Annotated in this window: 14 protein-coding genes; 7 read left to right on the plus strand and 7 right to left on the minus strand. The window is 57.3% G+C overall.

Annotated features, from left to right (window positions below):
* Positions 1-327: 327 nt before the first annotated feature.
* Positions 328-1,128: an MBL fold metallo-hydrolase gene (locus KW828_RS20585; protein ID WP_218338111.1), complete on the plus strand. Its 801-nt coding sequence runs from the start codon at positions 328-330 to the stop codon at positions 1,126-1,128.
* Between the two features lie 153 nt (positions 1,129-1,281).
* Here KW828_RS20585 and KW828_RS20590 read toward each other — a convergent pair whose 3' ends face one another.
* Positions 1,282-2,343 (minus strand): YncE family protein, encoded by a 1,062-nt coding sequence (locus tag KW828_RS20590; protein WP_218338112.1) that lies wholly within the window; start codon positions 2,341-2,343, stop codon positions 1,282-1,284.
* 392 nt (positions 2,344-2,735) lie between these two features.
* On the opposite strand from KW828_RS20590, the gene pqqU reads away from it, so the two are divergent.
* Positions 2,736-4,844 carry a TonB-dependent receptor PqqU gene (pqqU, locus tag KW828_RS20595; RefSeq protein WP_218338113.1) on the plus strand — a complete coding sequence of 703 codons (2,109 nt, stop codon included), beginning with the start codon at positions 2,736-2,738 and terminating at the stop codon, positions 4,842-4,844.
* 35 nt (positions 4,845-4,879) lie between these two features.
* On the opposite strand, the gene KW828_RS20600 is transcribed toward pqqU, so the two are convergent.
* From KW828_RS20600 to KW828_RS20610, 3 genes are all read right to left on the minus strand, one after another.
* Complete coding sequence (locus tag KW828_RS20600; protein ID WP_218338114.1) at positions 4,880-5,548, minus strand: GntR family transcriptional regulator; 669 nt, start codon at positions 5,546-5,548, stop codon at positions 4,880-4,882.
* Between the two features lie 245 nt (positions 5,549-5,793).
* The gene (locus KW828_RS20605) at positions 5,794-6,828 is read right to left on the minus strand and encodes an NADP-dependent oxidoreductase (protein WP_218338137.1); all 1,035 of its coding nucleotides are present in this window, start codon (positions 6,826-6,828) and stop codon (positions 5,794-5,796) included.
* 65 nt (positions 6,829-6,893) lie between these two features.
* Positions 6,894-7,469: a helix-turn-helix domain-containing protein gene (locus tag KW828_RS20610; RefSeq protein ID WP_218338115.1), complete on the minus strand. Its 576-nt coding sequence runs from the start codon at positions 7,467-7,469 to the stop codon at positions 6,894-6,896.
* Between the two features lie 38 nt (positions 7,470-7,507).
* On the opposite strand from KW828_RS20610, the gene mddA reads away from it, so the two are divergent.
* Both mddA and KW828_RS20620 read left to right on the plus strand, forming a co-directional pair.
* Positions 7,508-8,026 (plus strand): L-methionine sulfoximine/L-methionine sulfone acetyltransferase, encoded by a 519-nt coding sequence (mddA, locus tag KW828_RS20615; protein WP_218338116.1) that lies wholly within the window; start codon positions 7,508-7,510, stop codon positions 8,024-8,026.
* Entirely contained in the window at positions 8,023-8,472 is a 450-nt protein-coding gene (locus KW828_RS20620) for a DMT family transporter (RefSeq protein ID WP_129362606.1), read from the plus strand. Before mddA ends, KW828_RS20620 begins: the two co-directional genes overlap by 4 nt.
* Positions 8,473-8,474: 2 nt before the next feature.
* Here KW828_RS20620 and KW828_RS20625 read toward each other — a convergent pair whose 3' ends face one another.
* On the minus strand, positions 8,475-8,708 hold the full coding sequence (locus tag KW828_RS20625) for a DUF2526 family protein (protein ID WP_218338117.1): 234 nt from the start codon (positions 8,706-8,708) through the stop codon (positions 8,475-8,477).
* 15 nt (positions 8,709-8,723) lie between these two features.
* On the minus strand, positions 8,724-10,325 hold the full coding sequence (locus KW828_RS20630; RefSeq protein WP_218338118.1) for an ABC transporter substrate-binding protein: 1,602 nt from the start codon (positions 10,323-10,325) through the stop codon (positions 8,724-8,726).
* A 281-nt stretch (positions 10,326-10,606) separates the two neighbouring features.
* Here KW828_RS20630 and KW828_RS20635 point away from each other — a divergent pair, with 281 nt between their 5' ends.
* Genes KW828_RS20635 through KW828_RS20645 form a run of 3 tightly spaced genes read left to right on the plus strand, consistent with a single transcriptional unit; the run spans position 10,607 to position 17,131 of the window.
* A complete protein-coding gene (locus tag KW828_RS20635) occupies positions 10,607-11,980 on the plus strand; it encodes an SrfA family protein (protein ID WP_218338119.1) in 1,374 nt (457 codons plus the stop codon).
* Between the two features lie 4 nt (positions 11,981-11,984).
* Positions 11,985-14,963 (plus strand): virulence factor SrfB, encoded by a 2,979-nt coding sequence (locus tag KW828_RS20640; RefSeq protein ID WP_218338120.1) that lies wholly within the window; start codon positions 11,985-11,987, stop codon positions 14,961-14,963.
* Positions 14,960-17,131, plus strand: coding sequence for a virulence factor SrfC family protein (locus KW828_RS20645; RefSeq protein ID WP_218338121.1), 2,172 nt, complete (start codon positions 14,960-14,962; stop codon positions 17,129-17,131). Before KW828_RS20640 ends, KW828_RS20645 begins: the two co-directional genes overlap by 4 nt.
* Before the next feature lie 101 nt (positions 17,132-17,232).
* On the opposite strand, the gene KW828_RS20650 is transcribed toward KW828_RS20645, so the two are convergent.
* Positions 17,233-18,486, minus strand: coding sequence for a putative acyl-CoA thioester hydrolase (locus KW828_RS20650; RefSeq protein WP_218338122.1), 1,254 nt, complete (start codon positions 18,484-18,486; stop codon positions 17,233-17,235).
* Positions 18,487-18,582 lie beyond the last annotated feature (96 nt).

Raw genomic sequence — 18,582 nt, forward strand, 5'->3', positions numbered from 1 at the left:
CGAAGCTGATAATCGGGGCGATGATGCGTAAACTTGCCCAGGTGGCGTATGGCGTCCTGAAATCAGGACGCCCGTTCGATGCCACGCTGCATGAGGAAAATGCTTGCATGGCATAACAGTATCTACAAAAACCATAACCCGTAGGCCCGGCAAGCGTAGCGCCGCCGGGCAAGCAGACAATTTTAATATCTATTAGCCATACCCGGATCCGGAAATGTTTTTTCATTTCCGGATTTTTTTTAAGGTGAAGTGTTAATACAGGCCATTTTTTGTCTGGCTCAATTCCATAAAATGTACGGCGGTAAGCATCTCAGGGAAAGAACCACCATGGCAGTTACCGTCAGCGTATTACTGGAAAATCGGCGCAGCTTTAGCGCACAAACTTCATTGCGCGCTAAAGCTGGGCTGAGTTTGTTTATCCGGGATGAACATGATGCAATTTTGTTCGATACCGGACCTGACGATAGCTTTCTGCATAATGCGAACATGATGGGTATTGATTTATCAGGATTAACAGCAGCGGTGCTCTCACATGGTCATTATGATCATTGTGGTGGAGTTCCATGGCTGCCAGATCGCTCCCGGATCGTTTGCCATCCACAAATAGCCAGTGAACGCTATGCAGCACTAAACGTAACTGGCATTACTTTACCGATAAAAAAATTATCTCTCGACATTGATTATTCACGTTTCCGCATGGAGTACAGCAGAACTCCTCTGCACCTGGGTGAACGCTTTTTATGGTCAGGGGAGATCCCGATGGACAAACCTCAGCCATACGGAGTTATCACAGGGCAAAATTCTGGTGCGGATTATGTGGCAGATGAAGGCGTACTGATTTATCTGTCTGACAAGGGGCTGGTCATTTTTATCGGGTGTGGTCATCGAGGGCTGACCAATATCGTGCGCCACTGCCAGAAGATAACCGGAATTAAGCATATTCACGCCCTATTTGGTGGTTTTCACCTGCGCACTGCATCACCCCAAAAGCTCTGGGCAATGAGACAGTTTCTGCTCCAACAAAAGCCGGACAAAATCCTGGGTTGCCATTGCACCGGTTCATGGGGACGGCTGTGGTTGCAGGAAATACAGGCTCCCGCAACGGGCGAAACCTATGTTTTGGGATAGCATTAGCAATGTCATTCCGTTAAGGCAGTGTGCCGGGTGGCGGCTGCGCCTTACCCGGCCTACAAAAACCATAACCCGTAGGCCCGGCAAGCGTAGCGCCGCCGGGCAAGCAGACATAAAAAAGCTCCCTACGGAGCCTTTTTTTACATCACATCACAGCGCAATGCGGATCACATCATCCGGCTGGGTGGCTTCTTTCTCGCGGGTGGAGGCCTGTTTCACGCTCACATACAGCGTGTTACCGTCTGCGGACAGCGCCAGGCTGTTCGGGTGCGTCGGAGTATCGATGGTTTTCACCACGTTGTAGCTTTTCGCATCGATCACGCTCACTTTACCGGCCTGACGGTGGGTGACATACACTTCGTTACGCGCCGGGTTAAACAGCACGGCCAGCGATTCCGGGGTGGCGATCTTCTCGATCACCTTGCCGTTGCGGGTGTCGACAACCAGCACTTCCGGCGCTTTGGAATCGGTCACGAACGCACGGTGTCCGGCGGTGTCGAGGCTCAGGTTGAGATAGAAATGCTCTTTGCCGTCATCCTGGAGTTTTTTACGGCTAAGAATTTTGTTGGTCGCGGTATCAATGGTAATGAATTCGCCATCGCCGTTGGTGGTGTACAGGCGTCTGGCGGCGCTGTCGAGCGCCAGCCCGGTGGCGTAAGTGCCGGTGCCGGTAATGGTGGTTTTCAGTTTGATGCTGTTGCCGTCCACCACCCAAATCACGCTCTCTTTGCCGACGCCGGTGATGTACACGCTATTGGTGGTTTCATCCACGGCCAGTTCGCGCGGCTGGAACGGGCGCACGGTTTCGGAACGTTTACGCTCATCGAGCACCAGACGGCCTTTCACGTCGCCAGTTTTCGCGTCAATCGCCGTCACGGCGCTGCTGCTGGTGTTGCCGAACCACAGGGTCTGCGTTTTGCTGTTAATGGTGGCGCCAAACGGTTTCAAATCGTTATAGATGGCCTGGGTCACGTTCAGCGTGACCGGATCAAGACGATATACCACCCCGCCCTTGTCCGTTTTACGGCTCTGTGCAGTCGCAAGCCACAGCGCGTTTTCCTGCTGGCTGAACGCCATTTCATAGGCTCCTTTGCCCACCGGCTGGCGCAGCATTTCTTCAGCGGCGCTCGCATTAAACGTGCCGGCGAGCAGCAGAGAACCTAATAACAGTGAACCACGCAGGCGCGGTGAGCTTAGATGACGAGTAAACATGACGACTCCCTTTGATAACGAATGTATAGCTGCATCACATGGCTTCCGGTCGGCGAAGTCGCGCTTCGCTTCTTTTTGTATGCCCTAAATAATTCCTGTTGCAAAAAGGCGGCGACGCAGTGAATCCCAGGGAGCTTACAGATGTAAGTGACTGGGGTAAGCGAGGAAAGCCAACGCATTTGCAGCGTGAATTATGACGAGCACAGATGAGAATAGTAATCATTTATTGGTAAAAATGGGAGACTTTCTTGCCGTATTTCCCATTCGGGCCATAATTTCCCCCGGCAAGGATTCACAGTAAGTGCCGTTAACGTTTTCAATTTTTTTACATTACCCGTAACATGTCGCCACATGTTCCATTTGGTTCGTTTTATTTTTAACCGGTTCCCACCATGAAAATCATTTTTGCACGCCCGGCGGCTTTGCCGTTTCTCTTACTTCCGGCGGTCTTTCACCCTGCTTTTGCGGCAGCGGAACAAACCATGATCGTCACTGCTTCCCCGCAAACCGTCTCCGAACTTGATACGCCGGCCGCCGTCAGTGTGGTGCAGGGCGAGGATATGCGTCAGGCGACGCCGCGCGTGAATCTCTCGGAATCGCTCACCAGCGTGCCGGGCTTACAGATCCAGAATCGCCAGAACTATTCGCAGGATCTACAGCTGTCAATCCGTGGTTTTGGCTCCCGCTCCACCTATGGGGTGCGCGGGATCCGTATGTATGTGGACGGCATTCCGGCGACCATGCCGGACGGCCAGGGCCAGACGTCCAACATCGACATCAACAGTATTGAAAGCGTCGATGTGCTGCGCGGACCCTTTTCTGCCCTGTACGGTAATGCCTCCGGCGGCGTAATGAATGTGACGACCGAAACGGGCCGCGAACCCGCCACCATTGAAGCGAGCAGCTATTACGGCAGCTTTGGCAGCTGGCGCTACGGCCTGAAAGCCACCGGCGCGGTGGGTGACGGTACGCAGCCGGGCGATGTGGATTACACGGTCTCTTCCAGCCGTTTTGCCACCCACGGCTACCGCGATCACAGCGGCGCGCAGAAAAATCTCGCCAACGCCAAACTGGGCGTGCGCATCGATGACGTCAGTAAGCTGACGCTGATCCTCAACAGCGTCGACACCAAAGCGAACGATCCGGGTGGCCTGAGCAAAAGCGAATGGAAAGATAACCCGCGCCAGTCGCCGCGTGGCGATCAGTACAACATGCGTAAAACCATCAAGCAGACCCAGGCGGGCCTGCGCTATGAACGTCAGCTCAGCGAGCAGGACGATCTGAGCGTAATGATGTACGCCGGTGAACGCGAAACCACGCAGTACCAGTCCATTCCGCGCGGGCCGCAGCTCAATCCCACCCATGCAGGCGGTGTGATCGACTTGAGCCGTCACTATCAGGGTATCGACACCCGCTGGACGCACCGTGGCGAACTGGGCGTGCCGGTCACCTTCACCACCGGTCTGAACTACGAAAACATGAGCGAAGATCGTAAAGGTTACGAGAACTTCGTGATGGCGGGCAGCACGCCGGTTTACGGGCAGAAAGGCCAGCAGCGCCGCAACGAGCGCAACCTGATGTGGAACGTCGATCCCTATCTGCAAACGGCGTGGCAGCTGACCGACAAGCTGTCGCTGGATGCGGGCGTGCGTTACAGCTCCGTATGGTTTGACTCCAACGACCACTATGTGACGCCGCGCAACGGCGATGACAGCGGTGAAGCCAGCTATCACAAATGGCTGCCAGCGGGTTCACTGAAATATGCGCTGACCGACGCGTGGAACCTGTACGTGGCGGGCGGTCGTGGCTTTGAAACGCCGACCATCAACGAGCTTTCCTACCGTTCCGGTGGCCAGAGCGGGCTGAATTTCGATCTGCAACCATCCACCAATACCACCTGGGAAGTGGGCAGCAAAACGCGCGTCGGCAACGGCCTGCTGACCGCGGCGCTGTTCCAGACCGATACGGATAACGAGATCGTCACTGATGCCAGCAGCGGCGGGCGCACCACCTATAAAAACGCCGGTAAAACCCGTCGTCAGGGCGCGGAATTGTCAGTCGATCAGCAGTTTGCCGGTAACTGGCGCGCGAAAATGGCGTGGACTTATCTGAACGCCACCTACCGCACCAACGTCTGTAATGACGGGGACTGTAACGGCAACCGTATGCCGGGCATCGCGCGTAATATGGGCTTTGCGTCTCTTGGCTGGCAGCCGGAAAGCGGCTGGTACGCCGGGGCGGATGTGCGTTATATGAGCGATATTCAGGCTGATGACGAAAACAGCGCCACAGCGCCGTCCTATACCGTGGTGGGCCTGAACAGCGGCTACAAATTCAATTACGGTAACTGGAATATGGACCTGTTTGGTCGCGTGGATAACCTGTTTGATCGCGAATATGTCGGTTCAGTGATCGTCAACGAATCCAATGGTCGTTACTACGAGCCTGCACCGGGTCGTAATTACGGCGTGGGTCTGTCCGTGGCTTATCGCTTCGAATAAACACGTTCCGGCCTGCTCAGCAGGCCGGATTTTTATTAGCGCATATCATTGTCATACTGACGAAGCAGAATAGTCTCACCCACTTCAATGGCATCGATTATTGCCTGTCCACTTTGCGCACAATGGCCTTTTTCCAGCGAGGATAATAATCCATCGTAAGCGCCGTGACTGCGCATTAAACTTTCGGATGAAGGATAGAGATAATTAAAACATGGGCCGATTCGCACCCACAGCTGCTCAATGATGGCCGTCAGCGTAGGCATTTCCGCATACTCATACAGGCAAAAACGAAACGACCGGTTGGCCTGTAAGGTCTGTTCTATATTACTGCCGCCCAGGGCTTCCTGGTAACTTGCCGCCAGCTGTTGCAATTTTTTCATTTTATCGGCATCAAGATTAGCGCAGGCCACTTCCACTGCCATACTTTCGACTTTCTTGCGTATCGCGTTAATTTCCAGGTATCTTTCTTTGCACACTTCCGGGACCAAAAAGGCTTGCGCGGGCGTCGCGTGCAGCGCGCCGGCAGAAACCAGGCGTAAAAGCGCCTCCCTCACCGGGGTAATACTGGTTCCCAGTTGATCGGCAATTTCTTTGGTGATCAGTCGTGCCCCAGGTTTTAATGCGCCAACAATAAGCGCGCTTTTCAGGCTCACTTCCACCTGCATGGTAAGGCTCATGCGTTGCGCTTTTACAAAATCAAGCATATTCCATTCCTGTCCAATACTTAATTATTTCCAGCCTGCTGGGGGAGTATGTTGCGGTAGAACTACAAACTATTTTTTCTCTGTGCATGCCTGGTATTGGTCGTCTCTGAAAGTTAAAACAAAAGGTGATTTTTGAGGCATACCCGAAGCCAGAAGCGGCTCCGGGTATGGGTCAGATATAATTAAAGACGGAAATGAAAATTTTGCCTGGTTTTTAATGGCGGCGTTGACCGCCATCAACGTTGTTATGTCCGATCGGCAACCTTAATCACCAGCTTGCCGAAGTTTTTCCCTTCCAGCAGACCGATAAAGGCCTCAGGCGTATTTTCCAGCCCGTCGGTGATGTGCTCGCGATACTGGATTTTGCCCTCTTTCACCCAGGGGATCATTTCATTGCGGAATTCATCAAGGCGATGCCCGTAATCCTGATTAATGATAAATCCCTGCACGCGCAGACGTTTTTTCAGGATGGTGCCCATCAGCAGCGAGAGGCGATCCGGGCCGTCCGGCAGATCGGTTGCGTTATAGCCGCTGATCAGACCGCACACCGGTACGCGCGCCGCGCTGTTCAGCAGTGGCAGCACCGCGTCGAAGACTTTGCCGCCGACGTTTTCATAATAGATGTCGATACCCTGCGGGCAGGCGTTTTTTAGCTGTTCCGCGAAATCGTCAGCACGGTGATCGATACAGGCATCGAAGCCCAGTTTCTCCACCGCGTAACGGCATTTTTCTTCGCCGCCAGCGACACCCACCACGCGGCAGCCTTTCAGCTTACCAATTTGCCCGACGGTCGCGCCAACCGGCCCGGTCGCAGCGGCCACCACCAGCGTTTCGCCTGATTTCGGCTGACCAATATCCAGCAGCCCCATGTAGGCGGTAAAGCCCGGCATACCCAGGATGCCCAGCGCCCATGACGGATGCTCAGTTTCCTGTAGCTTTACCAGCCCGCTGCCGTCGGAAATTTCATAATCCTGCCAGCCGCTGTAACCCAGCACCAGATCGCCTTCGCTGAAATCCGGGTGGAGGGATTTCACCACCTGGCTCACGGTTCCACCGCACATCACTTCGTCGATTTGCACCGGCGGCGTATAGGACGGTGCATCGCTCATGCGGCCACGCATGTACGGGTCAAGGGAGAGATAGAGCGTGCGCAGCAACACCTGGCCTTCACCGGGCGTGGCGATGTCGTCTTCTTCCAGACGGAAATTGTCAGCAACCGGCGCGCCTTTAGGTCGGGATGCCAGCACCCAGCGGCGATTACGTTGTGAACTTTGACTCATCATTGTCTCCTTTCGACGTAAACCTTACACAAGGGTAGAAGCTTAATGGCAGGTTTGCTTTCGCATTACGAGCCTGATTGATTCAGGCGCACCACCAGATAGCCGCAAATTTCAGCGGAGTCGTTGATAAAACGGCAGTCATTAGGCGGGCCAAGTTCCAGACAGTCACCGGCATGCATCTGGTGGCGGGTATCCCCTTCCACAAATGTCAGTTCGCCTTCCTGTAACCAGATCAGCTGGCGTGCCTGCGCATAGGATGAGGCGGGCATCGGAATATCGCTGCCCGGGGGTAACTCCACCTGCACCAGATCGAGGGGCAAATCGGTGCGCGGTGAGACGTGGCGGCGCAGATAGTGGCTTTGCGGATCGCGCCACAGCGGTTGATCGGCAAAGCGCAGCAGTTTGCCTTCCTGCATTTCTGCCCGCGCTATAAGCGTTGACATGCTGATGCCAAAAGCGCCGGACAGCCGTGCCAGCAGCGTGGCAGTCGGGCTGCTCTCGCCCTTTTCGATCTTGTGGATCATCGCCCGCGACACGCCTGCCCGGTTCGCCAGATCGCTTAACGACCAGCCGCGGGATTCACGCTCAAGACGAATTCGCACACTGATCCGTTGATTTATGTTGTCTGTAATAGTATTCATATCGTAATACTATAGTGAACAACTCCTGAGGTTCAACCATGAATATTCGTTTTGCGCACAAAGACGACTGCGCGGCTATCGCTGAAATTTATAACCATGCGGTGCTGCAAACCGCCGCCATCTGGAACGACGCCACGGTGGACGTGGATAACCGCATCGCCTGGTTTGAAGCCCGATCCCTTGCGGGCTATCCGGTGCTGGTGAGCGAAGAAAATGGTGTCGTGACCGGTTACGCCTCATTCGGTGACTGGCGCGCCTTTGATGGTTTCCGGCATACGGTCGAACATTCGGTGTACGTGCATCCCGCGCATCAGGGCAAAGGCATCGGCCAGGCGTTGATGAGCCGCCTGATCGACGAGGCGAAGCGTATTGGTAAGCATGTGATGGTGGCGGGCATCGAGTCGCAGAACCATACCTCTGTTCATCTGCATGAAAAGCTAGGCTTTACCATTACCGCGCAGATGCCGCAGGTGGGCACGAAATTTGGCCGCTGGCTGGATCTGACCTTTATGCAGCTTCAGCTGGATGAGCGAAGCGAACCGGATGCGCTGCCATGAATCAGTCGCTGACGCTGGCATTTCTGGTGGCGGCGGGGATTGGTCTGGTAGTGCAGAACACGCTGATGGTGCGCATTACCCAGAGCTCCTCCACCATTCTCATCGCCATGCTGCTCAATTCGCTGGTGGGGATTGTGCTGTTCGTCAGCATTCTGCTGATTAAAAACGGCGTCGGGGGATTTGCGGAACTGGCGGCGACCGTGCGCTGGTGGACGATCATTCCCGGCCTGCTCGGCTCGTTTTTTGTTTTTGCCAGCATCAGCGGGTATCAGTATGTCGGGGCTGCCACGACCATCGCCGTGCTGGTCGCCAGTCAGCTGATTGGCGGCCTAGTGATGGATGTCCTGAAAAGTCAGGGGATCCCGCTGCGGGCGCTGATTGGCCCGGTGTGCGGCGCGGTGCTGCTGGTAGTGGGCGCCTGGCTTGTCGCCAGACGCCAGTTTTAAAATCAGAGAATAACGCCGCCATGGGTCAGGTGTTCGCGCCTGGCCTCCAGCTCTTCCTTGTTGTGGCGATCCTTATGCGCAATGGCGTGACGCAGGCGCTGCTGTTGTTCATAGCGCGCCTCGCGGCTCAGTTCCACGTCGTCGCTCAGGGCGATCAGCAACTCGTTCATGTGCGCGATAACGTTCTCCTCAATGGTGGCATCCACGCGCGCGATAACCTCATCCAGATGCGACATATCCTCTCCTTACGATCAGTTAAGTTTGGCTTTGGAAAAATCACTGCCCATCAGACTGACACTATACCCGCTCACGTTGCTGCGGGTGGCGTAGAACGTTTTGCCGTTGGCGAGTGCGATCCACGGTGCCTGTTGATAAAACACCTCCTGCGCCTGTTCGTACAGATGAGCGCGCTCTTCCGGCACGCTGGTCAGCTTCGCTTTCTGCACCAGATCGTTATAGCCTTTATCGCACCAGCGGGCGCCGTTAGAGCCGGTTTTGATGCTGTTGCAGCCGAGCAGCACATCGGCAAAGTTATCCGGATCGCCGTTGTCAGACATCCAGCCAAACAGCGCGCTGTCGTGCTCGCCTTTACGCATACCGGAGAGATATTCGCCCCACTCATAAGAGACGATTTTCGCCTTCACGCCCACTTTCGCCCAGTCGTTCTGGATCATCTCGGCAATGCGTTTCGAGTTCGGGTTATACGGACGCTGTACCGGCATCGACCACAGCGTCACTTCTGTCCCCTCTGCAACGCCTGCCTGCTTGAGCAGCGCTTTCGCTTTTTCCGGATCGTATTCGTAGTCCTTCAGATCTTTATCAAAGCCGAGCATATTGGGCGGCAGCGGCGATTTTGCCACCGTACCGGAACCGATAAATACCGCGTCAACAATGGCTTTTTTATCGGTGGCGTAGTTCAGCGCCTGACGCACCAGCACGTTATCGAACGGTTTTTTCTCGGTGTTAAACGCCAGATAACCGACGTTCAGCGCATCAACGGAATGCAGCGCTAAATCCTTGTTCTTTTTGATCTCGTCAAACTGCACCGGTGCAGGAGCCGGAATGATCTGGCACTCGTTGGTTTGCAGCTTCGCCAGGCGCGTTTGCACGTTTGGCGTGATGGAGAAGATCAGGTGTTTGGTCGGCACTTCGCCGTCCCAGTAATTCGGGTTGGCGACGTAACGGATCAGCGAATCCACTTTATATTGTTGCAGCGCGTAAGGACCGGTACCGATGGGCCAGGTATCGACATATTCCGGGGTGCCTTTTTTCAGCATCGCGTCGGCATATTCGCTGGAGAGAATAGACGCGAAATCCATTCCCCAGTCGGCAAGAAATGCCGCGTTAGGTTCGTTAAGAACAAACTGAACGTGGTAATCATCCAGCTTTTTCACGTCTTTGATCAGCTTATCCAGGCCTACGTCGTTAAAGTATTCGTAATTGCCCTGGGAAACATTGTGATACGGATGATCGGCATTTTTCTGGCGCAGTACCGAAAAAATCACGTCATCAGCATTAAAATCGCGGGTCGGTTTGAAATATTTATTGCTGTTAAATTTCACGCCCTGACGCAGCGTAAAGGTATAGGTTTTGCCATCCGGGGAAATTTTCCACTCGGTTGCCAGTGACGGCACCGGGGTATTGGTTTTCGGATCGAAATTCACCAGCCGGTTATACAGCACCTGCGAGCTGGCCACGAAGGTCGGGCCGGAGCTGGCGATCTGCGGGTTAAACGATTCCGGAGAGGCTTCGGAGCAATAAATCAGCGTGTCGTTAGATGCCGCAAACGCGGCGCTTGCCGGTAATAAAAGTGTGCCGAGCGCCAGCGCGAGCAGCGTTTTCCCTGTGTTCATTGTTATGCCTTATGGATTTTTATGACAGACAGTGATCACAGCACAGGAATATAAAACTGGCAAATAACGAATCACTATCAGGTTATTCTAATGCCGCGCTTTTTGTTGAATATTCATCCAGCGGCAGATTTGAAATTTGCGTTAGGGATTTTCTAAAACGTCAAGGCCTAAACGCCCGCTCAATACGACGAGAATTCAATGGTTTTAGCCTCTCTTCTGTCGTTTGTTTACATGCCGGTTTGCGTAAAGTAGACGTGTGAAGAAGTCTATGGGATGAAAACGTGGCAAAAACACTCTTGCGCAGCGGCGATCTGGATGATTTTCAGGCAGTTGGCGGCGGCGGTCAGGCCGTATTTGATTCGGCACTGCAAATTCGTGAAGCATTACGCCTGCGCAAACAGCAGGCAATGGTGGACTGTCTCGCCATTCCGCAGGTCAACGACGACGGCGATCGCGTTGACTGGTATTCGCCGGTTGACGGTCAGGCGGTCTCCTGGAAAGCGGCAGATGAAGACGCGCGCTTTCGCGCCCTGCGCTATCTGGAAAGCACCCTCGACAGTGCCGCCGCGCTAAGCCGCAAAAGCCTGCAATCCAACAAAACCGCGCAGCAGCTGTTTGGCTCGCTGCTGGAAAAAGCGTTGCAGTTTCCCGGCATCAACCATGTTTTCCTCGTCGATGGCAAACCGGTAATCACCTTCTGGGGCTTCGTTAATCTCAACGAAAGCGCCCGTGACGATGTGCTGGCCTGCCTGCGCGAGGAGGCGATCCCTGAACCTGTCATCACGCTGGTTGAACTGCCGGAGCCGGAAGAAACACCGGTGGTGAATTTCAGCCAGGCCGACGAACCGCTGATTGCGCCAGCGCCGACGCCGGTGATCAAAACCGAAGAAGTCGCCGGGGCGGTATACGAAAAACCGCAACCTGCGGCCCCGGTTACACCGCCGCCCGCGCCGGAACCCGTGCCTGCTCCCGCACCTGTCACCGCGCCGGTGGCAAAAAAACGCGCTGCCGCGCTGTGGTTGCTGCCCGTGGCGGCGCTGGTCGTCGCGGCCGTCGCCGTTCCCGTACTACTGAAACCGCAGGCAACACCTGAAACCGAGCTGGCGAACACGCCGGCACCGGTTGCGACGCCTGCGCCAGTGATCACGCCGGTCAGCCCTGCGCCACAGCTTACTGCTTCCCTGCCGCTGCATCAGGCAGATGTCGTCGCCGTGAAAACGCCGGTTGTTGACGAGAAGAAAAGCGAGCCTGCGGTGATCGCCGCGATCCCGAAAGATGTGCTGGTGATGGACGCCATCCAGGTGAAAACCGGGAATACCCGCTTCCTGAACGGCACCTGGCGCGTGAGCCCGGAAATTAAAGATCACGCCACCGGCAAAGCGCCGACGCTGCGCTATCAGATCCAGAACAACAAAGGCACGGCCCGTCTGGTCCAGGCTGGCAACATCACCTGCCGCGCCGATCTGTTCTCAGGTCTGCATCAGACCGGCGAGCTGATGATCAAAAGCCGCAGCAATGCGCGTTGCAGCGATGGCTCCCGCTACCCGATGCCGGAAATCACCTGCACCGCGGGCAGTAATGACGTGGCGCAATGTACCGCACGCTATGACGGCAACACCGTTGTGCCGGTAACCTTCAGAAAAACAGGTGCCTGATTTTATGCTGGTAAATCTTTGCGACTACAAACAGAGCGTGACGCTGATTGCCAACAGCGGCGTGCAATTTCTGGATTTCGGGCTGACGCCGCTGGTGTCCACCCACAATGGCCGCTTCGTGCGTAAAACCGCCAACGGCCCGCTGCTGCGTCTGGATTACGATCTGGTGAACGAGCGTTTCACCCTGCCCGCCAGCAACGGCGGCCCGGCGGAAGTGGTCAAACCGGAAACCACGCTCGGCCTGCCTGGCTCCCTCGCCCTGCTTGATGGCGTCTGGCTGCCGATCCCGTTTCTGCGTTTCAACCCGCCGCGCACCTTCGTGGAAGGCCCGGATAACTGGGCGCGCGTGCAGATCCGCAAGCTTAGCGAGCCGGACAGCAACGGTCACACCCATCGCGTGACGCTGGCGCTCGACAGCCAGATTAACGACCTGTCCCCCGCCGCCCTTGCGCCCATTGAAAACGACATTCTGAACGGCACGCGTTTTTCGCTGGCGTGGCGCGATGACGAAGTGGCGGATTTCCTCGATCAGACGTGGATCGACGGCTGGCTGCGGGAAGTTTTTTTGCAGGCTATCCAGCCTGAAAACCGCAGCGAGCGCGATGTCGCTCAGGCGCTGCGCGGCTTTGAGTATCAGGCGCACTGGCTGAATCTGATGACGCTGCTGGGTGAACAGCTCAGCGTGCCGGAAGTGAAGATCGTCACCCACACGCTCAGCACCCCGGCGATCCCGGTGGATTTAATTCTCGACGTCGGCAATACCCATACCTGCGGGGTGATCATCGAAGATCATGGCGATGCCAACGATGGCCTGCGCCAGACCGCCGAACTCCAGGTGCGCTCGCTCAGCGAACCGCAATTTTTGAACGAACCGCTGTTCACCAGCCGTCTTGAGTTTTCCGAAGCGCGCTTTGGCAAACAGCATTTCTCGGTGGAAAGTGGCCGCGAAGACGCCTTTATCTGGCCGTCCATCGTGCGCGTGGGTGATGAAGCCCGCAAACTGGCGACCGGTCGTCTCGGCACCGAAGGCAACAGCGGCATCTCCAGCCCGCGCCGATACCTGTGGGATGAAACCCCGGTGTTGCAGGACTGGCGTTTCAGCCAGATGAACAGCAAATCCCAGCGCGAACCGCTGGCGACCGCCTTCCCGCTGATGAACCTGATGAACGACGACGGCCAGCCGCTGTACACGCTGCCGCTGGACGAACGTCTGCCAGTGTTCTCGCCGCAGTACAGCCGCAGCACGCTGATGACGCACATGCTGTGCGAACTGCTGGCGCAGGCTTTAGGTCAGATCAACAGCGTGGCGACGCGCCTGCGTCTGGGCTTCCCCGCCTCGCCGCGTCAGCTGCGCACCATTATTCTTACCCTGCCGTCGGCGATGCCGAAACAGGAACGCGAAATATTCCGTCGCCGTATGTTCGAGGCGATCGCGCTGGTGTGGAAAGCGATGGGCTGGCACCCGCAGGACGATGATTTCGCCAGCCGCAAGCAGCAGGAAAAAAGCGTCGTGCCAGTTCCACGCATTCAGATGGAGTGGGACGAAGCCAGTTGTGGTCAGCTGGTGTGGCTGTATAACGAAGCCATTTCCCACTTTGCCGGGCAGACGGAAACCTTTTTCGCCTCCCTCGCCCGCCCGGATCGTACCGTCGCGCCGGGGGACGTACCGGGGCGCGCCTTACGGGTCGCCTCCATTGATATTGGCGGCGGCACCACCGACATGGCGATCACCCACTATCAGCTGGATGACGGCACTGGCAGCAACGTAAAAATCACGCCGCAACTGCTGTTCCGCGAAGGCTTTAAAGTTGCCGGGGACGACATTCTGCTGGATGTGATCCAGCGCTGCGTGTTACCGGCGCTGCAAACGCAGCTGCAAAAAGCGGGGATTACTGACGCCGCCGCGCTGCTGGCGACGCTGTTTGGCGACTCCGGGCGCATCGACACTCAGGCGGTGCTCCGTCAGCAAACCACGCTGCAACTGTTTATGCCGATCGGTCATGCGATCCTTGCAGCGTGGGAATCCAGCGACGTCAACGATCCGCTGGCCGGTCTGCACGCCACCTTTGGTGAGCTGATCAAGCAGCCGCCGACACGCAACGTGCTGAACTATCTGAAGCAGGCCATTGATCCGGCGCTGCCGCAGGGCGCGGCGGAATTTGATATTTTCGCCGTGCCGTTACAGGTCAATTTCAGTGAACTGCAAAGCGCGATGCTCGCCGGGCAATTTACCCTTACCGCGCCGCTGCATGCGGTGTGCGAAGCCATCTCCCACTACTGTTGCGATGTGTTGCTCATCACCGGGCGTCCAGGCTGTCTGCCGGGCGTGCAGGCGCTGATCCGCCATCTGCAACCGGTGCCGGTCAACCGGATGGTGTGGCTGGATAAATACCGCGTGCATGAGTGGTATCCGTTCAGCCAGCAGGGGCGCATCGGTAATCCGAAATCCACCGCCGCCGTCGGCGCGATGCTGTGCAGCCTGGCGCTGGATCTGCGTCTGCCACGCTTCAACTTCAAAGCGGCAGACATTGGCGCCTACTCCACCGTGCGCTATCTCGGCGTGCTGGATAACACCGTCAACACGCTGCGCGACGAGAACGTCTGGTATCACGATATTGATCTCGACAAGCCCGGCGCGAAGCTCGACACAAAACTGCATTTCCCGCTGCGCGGCAACGTGACGCTCGGTTTCCGACAGCTGGCCAACGCCCGCTGGCCCGCCACGCCGCTGTACACGCTGAGCATCAACTCGCCGGAGCTGGCGAAAGCCATTGCCGGTGACGGCGTACTGAATGTACGCCTGCAATTTACCGGCGGCAGCAAAGCGCACGGACCGGAAGCCTTCACCCTGAGCGATGCCTGGCTGACGGACGGCACGCCGGTGGATGCCGATGCGCTGACGTTTAAACTGAATACGCTTGCCGATCGCCGTCATAGCGGCAGCCATTACTGGATCGACAGCGGGAGTGTGTACCTGAAATGAAAGCGCCAATAAAAATGTCCCAGGCCGTGATGGCCTGGGTGAACGAAACCCGCGTCCACGCGCCGCTGCTTGACGACGATGCCGACGCGCTGCTGGCGCGCCTCACCGCCGCCTCGGCTCAGGAATCCGTGCTGATGCAGGCGGCAGAGAATACCTGCACCGTGGCACTGTACGGCCATTCGCAGGCGTCGAAAGCGCATCTGCTCGCCGCGCTGTGTAACAGCGGCAATGGCCGGGTGAATGTTAAACCCGGCGACAAAACGCTGGATTACTTTACCCATATCAATCCGGGCCATGCGCTGACCGGCATGGCGCTGCGTTTCAGTCAGCGCGACGCGGCGGCTGACGACCGTTTTCCGTTGCAGCTGGGCATTCTAAGCGAAGCGGAGCTGGTGCAGGTGTTTATCGCCCATGCGCAGTGCCTGCCGGATCTGCGCACGGTGGAAAAAAGCGTCATTGAAGATCGGCTGACCCGCTGGCGCACACTGCGTCAGCCGCAGCAGGTGCCGGGGATCACCGCCGAAGAAGTGGGCGCGATTGCCCGCTTCTGGCGCGGGACAGTTCCCGCCTCCCGCCAGCAACTGGATGACGGGCTGTGGTATCAGTTTATTACGCTGCTGCCGTCGCTGGATCTCAGCGCCCGCGCCAGCGCGTGGTCGCTGCTGTGGGGCGAGCATCAGGAGTTAACGCAGCAGTGGCTGGCGCTGGCGCATATTCTGCATCAGACCGGTAACGCCCGTTCGCTCGCCGCCCCGCTTAGCCTGTTAGTGGATAATTTCGCGCTGCCCACGGAAGGTTTTCTTAACCTGCAGCCGGAAGACGGCGACAGCGCTCACGGCGAAGTGGTGGTGCATCCCTGGGCGGAAGACCAGCTACAGAACGCCGTCAGCATTCCGCTCGCCACGCTGGCGCTGCTGGTGCGTGAGCTGGTGCTGCCGGTGGAAGACAGTGTGCTGAATGGCGTGGATATTCTCGATATTCCGGTGCCGAGCCTCGGCGCACAGCCGTCGCTGCAAAACAGCAAATGCCGCTGGCTGCTCGACCATTATCGCCAGCAGGTACAGCCGGATGTATTGATGATCTGTAACGCCACGCCGCAGCGCAACGAAACCGCCACCACGGCGCGCACGCTGCTCAACTGGGTGAAAGAAACCCAGTCCGGCCAGGAAACCGCGCTGCCGGGGCTGGTGTGGGCCATCACCCCGCAGGATGCGCGTTTCACCACGGCGCAGAATCTGGATGAAACCGTGCAACAGTTGCTCGGCAAACCAGGCCAGCACTGGGGCACCCTACAGGCGCTGGATGCCAGCAGCCTGCAACGTCTTATCGAATGGCTGTCGCAGGCCACTGCCCCGTCGCTGCGCACCGTACGCCTGAAAGCGCTGCGCGATCGTCATCTGCAACTGCTGCGCGATCTGATGCAAACCTGGACCGCGCCGCTCAAAGAGACGCCCGAAAGCCAGCGCGCCCGCGCCGAAACGGCGATCCGTGAGTTACAGGGTCAGGCGAGCCGTCACGGTGAGCTGCTGGATGGGTTACTGCCGGACATGAAGCATTTCGACGCGCTTTGGAAAGTGCAGCAGCCGCGGGAAGAAAAAGTCAGCGGTCTGTTTAACGATGCCATCGATCTGTTTGCCGATGTCGCCGCGCAGCCGGAAACCGTCACGGCAGCCAAAGATACGGGCCATCAGGCGCATGCGATGTGGGTGAATCATCTGCGTCAATGGAGCCGTAACGACGCCAGCGCCGAGCGCTTAGGCTTAACCCCCGCCGCGCTGCGCCAGGTGGCGGATACGCTGATCGTCACCAGCTATCGTCTGGAACTGCCGCAGACCTTGCAGCAGATCATGCAGCGCGATACCGCCTGTGCCGCGCAGCTGCATGCCGCCATCGGTAACTTCATTGCCTGGCTTGGCTATGCCGCGTTGCCGGAGGACCAGCGTCCCGCCAGCCGCGTGCAGAAAGGCCATGGCATTTTCAGCGCCAGCGCACCCGCTGCCAGCGATGCCCGCCTGACGCGCCTCGGAGAACAGCCGATCCACGCCGCCACCCGCTATGTTTATGACTGGCTGGTCGCGCTTTACACCCGCAGCAATGAAAACATCGGTTATCAGCATCCGCTTGATGTACCGCTGGCCATGCGCAAGAAGTTGATCAAGCTGGTGTGAGGATTTGTGCCGGGTGGCGGCTGTGCCTTACCCGGCCTACCAACCATTTTCCGTGGACGTATCTCGTAGGCCCGGCAAGCGCAGCGCCGCCGGGCGATAATTCACTGCCATTCGGTCTGCCATTCCCATAACCGGTTCCAGGCGGTGTCGTTCAGGTGGCGATCCGGCGCGGGGTTGGCGCGATAGGGTCGCGCGGTGGTGGCCGCCGATCCCCACGGCGACAGCCGATCATAGCTGGAGTCTATCGTGCTCCAGGCGATCAACACCTGACCATTGGCGGTCTTACCCGGCAGATAACCGGTTTTGCCAGCCCCCTGATCCCACGCCCGTCCCAGCTTCGCTTTGTAGCTCCCCTGATACCCTGCATCGCCGGTGAAACGGCTGTTCAGCACCAGAAAACCGTACGGCTGATCCGGTAAGGTATTCGGTGCCAGCACGTAGGCTTCCTGCGAACCGCGGGAGGAAACCGTGTGAAATTCCACGCCGTCAAATACCACGCTGGCACGGCCAAAGACGTAATCCACATCGCCTTCGATATAGCTGTCTTTGACCAGCACGCGGCTGATGCGGTCGGTCACGGCCAGGTTTTCGCGGTTGCTGGTGTTGAGGTATACCGTGTCCTGGCGGCCAATCAGCCGTACATTTTCCAGCTGTACGCGATCGCCGTCGGTGCGCAGCGCGACCCCCTGATGGGTTCCGCCGTCTACCGTATCCAGCAGCGAATTCACAATGCTCAGCCGCGCGATCTGCAAATCATGACTTTGCGACCAGACCACCGCTGCGCAGTTGGTGCCGATCCGTGCGCTGGTTTTAGCGGCGCATTGAGAATAGAGATACCAGGCGGGATCGCCTTCGCGGAACTGTCGGGCAGGGTTAACCGTCTGGCGGTATTGGGCGGGGGAAAATTGCGAATCAAGCGCCAGTTCGAGACGGACATCCTCCGGCTGCTTACCGGTGCCGAAAAGCGTGATCGGTGGCGCGTCGGCCGGAATATACACCGCGCCCTGATAAGCGCCAGGCTGCACGCTGATATAGATGCGCGAACGATCGGTGGCCTGACGGATGGCGGCGTTAATCGCCTGTTGCACGGTCTGCCAGGGTTCATCAGGTCCGACGCGCCACGGCGTAGAAACCGCATCGAGACGAATGGCCGTCGGGTGCCAGGGGCCGTCCGGGGCGGCAAGCAGGCCACCTCGGGCAAAATAGTTTGCGGGGGTATAAGGTGCTGCTTCCGACGCGGTCAGGATGCCGCGCGTCGGCGTACCCGTTACGTTGTCACTCCCGTTTGCACAGCCCTGTAATACCATCGGCATGCACAATGCTGCTGCCAGACCAAAACCTCGCTTCGCCATCATCTTGCCTCGCTATGTTAAGAAATCGAGGATTGATATTAATGGAACGATGTTTTAATTAACGACCCAGGGATCACGCTTTTGCGTCAGCCCTTTGAA

Source organism: Enterobacter sp. ENT03 (assembly GCF_019218745.1).
GTDB lineage: Bacteria > Pseudomonadota > Gammaproteobacteria > Enterobacterales > Enterobacteriaceae > Enterobacter_D.

Coding starts and splice junctions, on each gene's coding strand:
- KW828_RS20585 (WP_218338111.1), top strand. CDS start 328: ATGGCAGTTACCGTCAGCGTATTACTGGAAAATCGGCGCAGCTTTAGC.
- KW828_RS20590 (WP_218338112.1), bottom strand. CDS start 2,343: ATGTTTACTCGTCATCTAAGCTCACCGCGCCTGCGTGGTTCACTGTTA.
- pqqU (WP_218338113.1), top strand. CDS start 2,736: ATGAAAATCATTTTTGCACGCCCGGCGGCTTTGCCGTTTCTCTTACTT.
- KW828_RS20600 (WP_218338114.1), bottom strand. CDS start 5,548: ATGCTTGATTTTGTAAAAGCGCAACGCATGAGCCTTACCATGCAGGTG.
- KW828_RS20605 (WP_218338137.1), bottom strand. CDS start 6,828: ATGAGTCAAAGTTCACAACGTAATCGCCGCTGGGTGCTGGCATCCCGA.
- KW828_RS20610 (WP_218338115.1), bottom strand. CDS start 7,469: ATGAATACTATTACAGACAACATAAATCAACGGATCAGTGTGCGAATT.
- mddA (WP_218338116.1), top strand. CDS start 7,508: ATGAATATTCGTTTTGCGCACAAAGACGACTGCGCGGCTATCGCTGAA.
- KW828_RS20620 (WP_129362606.1), top strand. CDS start 8,023: ATGAATCAGTCGCTGACGCTGGCATTTCTGGTGGCGGCGGGGATTGGT.
- KW828_RS20625 (WP_218338117.1), bottom strand. CDS start 8,708: ATGTCGCATCTGGATGAGGTTATCGCGCGCGTGGATGCCACCATTGAG.
- KW828_RS20630 (WP_218338118.1), bottom strand. CDS start 10,325: ATGAACACAGGGAAAACGCTGCTCGCGCTGGCGCTCGGCACACTTTTA.
- KW828_RS20640 (WP_218338120.1), top strand. CDS start 11,985: ATGCTGGTAAATCTTTGCGACTACAAACAGAGCGTGACGCTGATTGCC.
- KW828_RS20645 (WP_218338121.1), top strand. CDS start 14,960: ATGAAAGCGCCAATAAAAATGTCCCAGGCCGTGATGGCCTGGGTGAAC.
- KW828_RS20650 (WP_218338122.1), bottom strand. CDS start 18,486: ATGATGGCGAAGCGAGGTTTTGGTCTGGCAGCAGCATTGTGCATGCCG.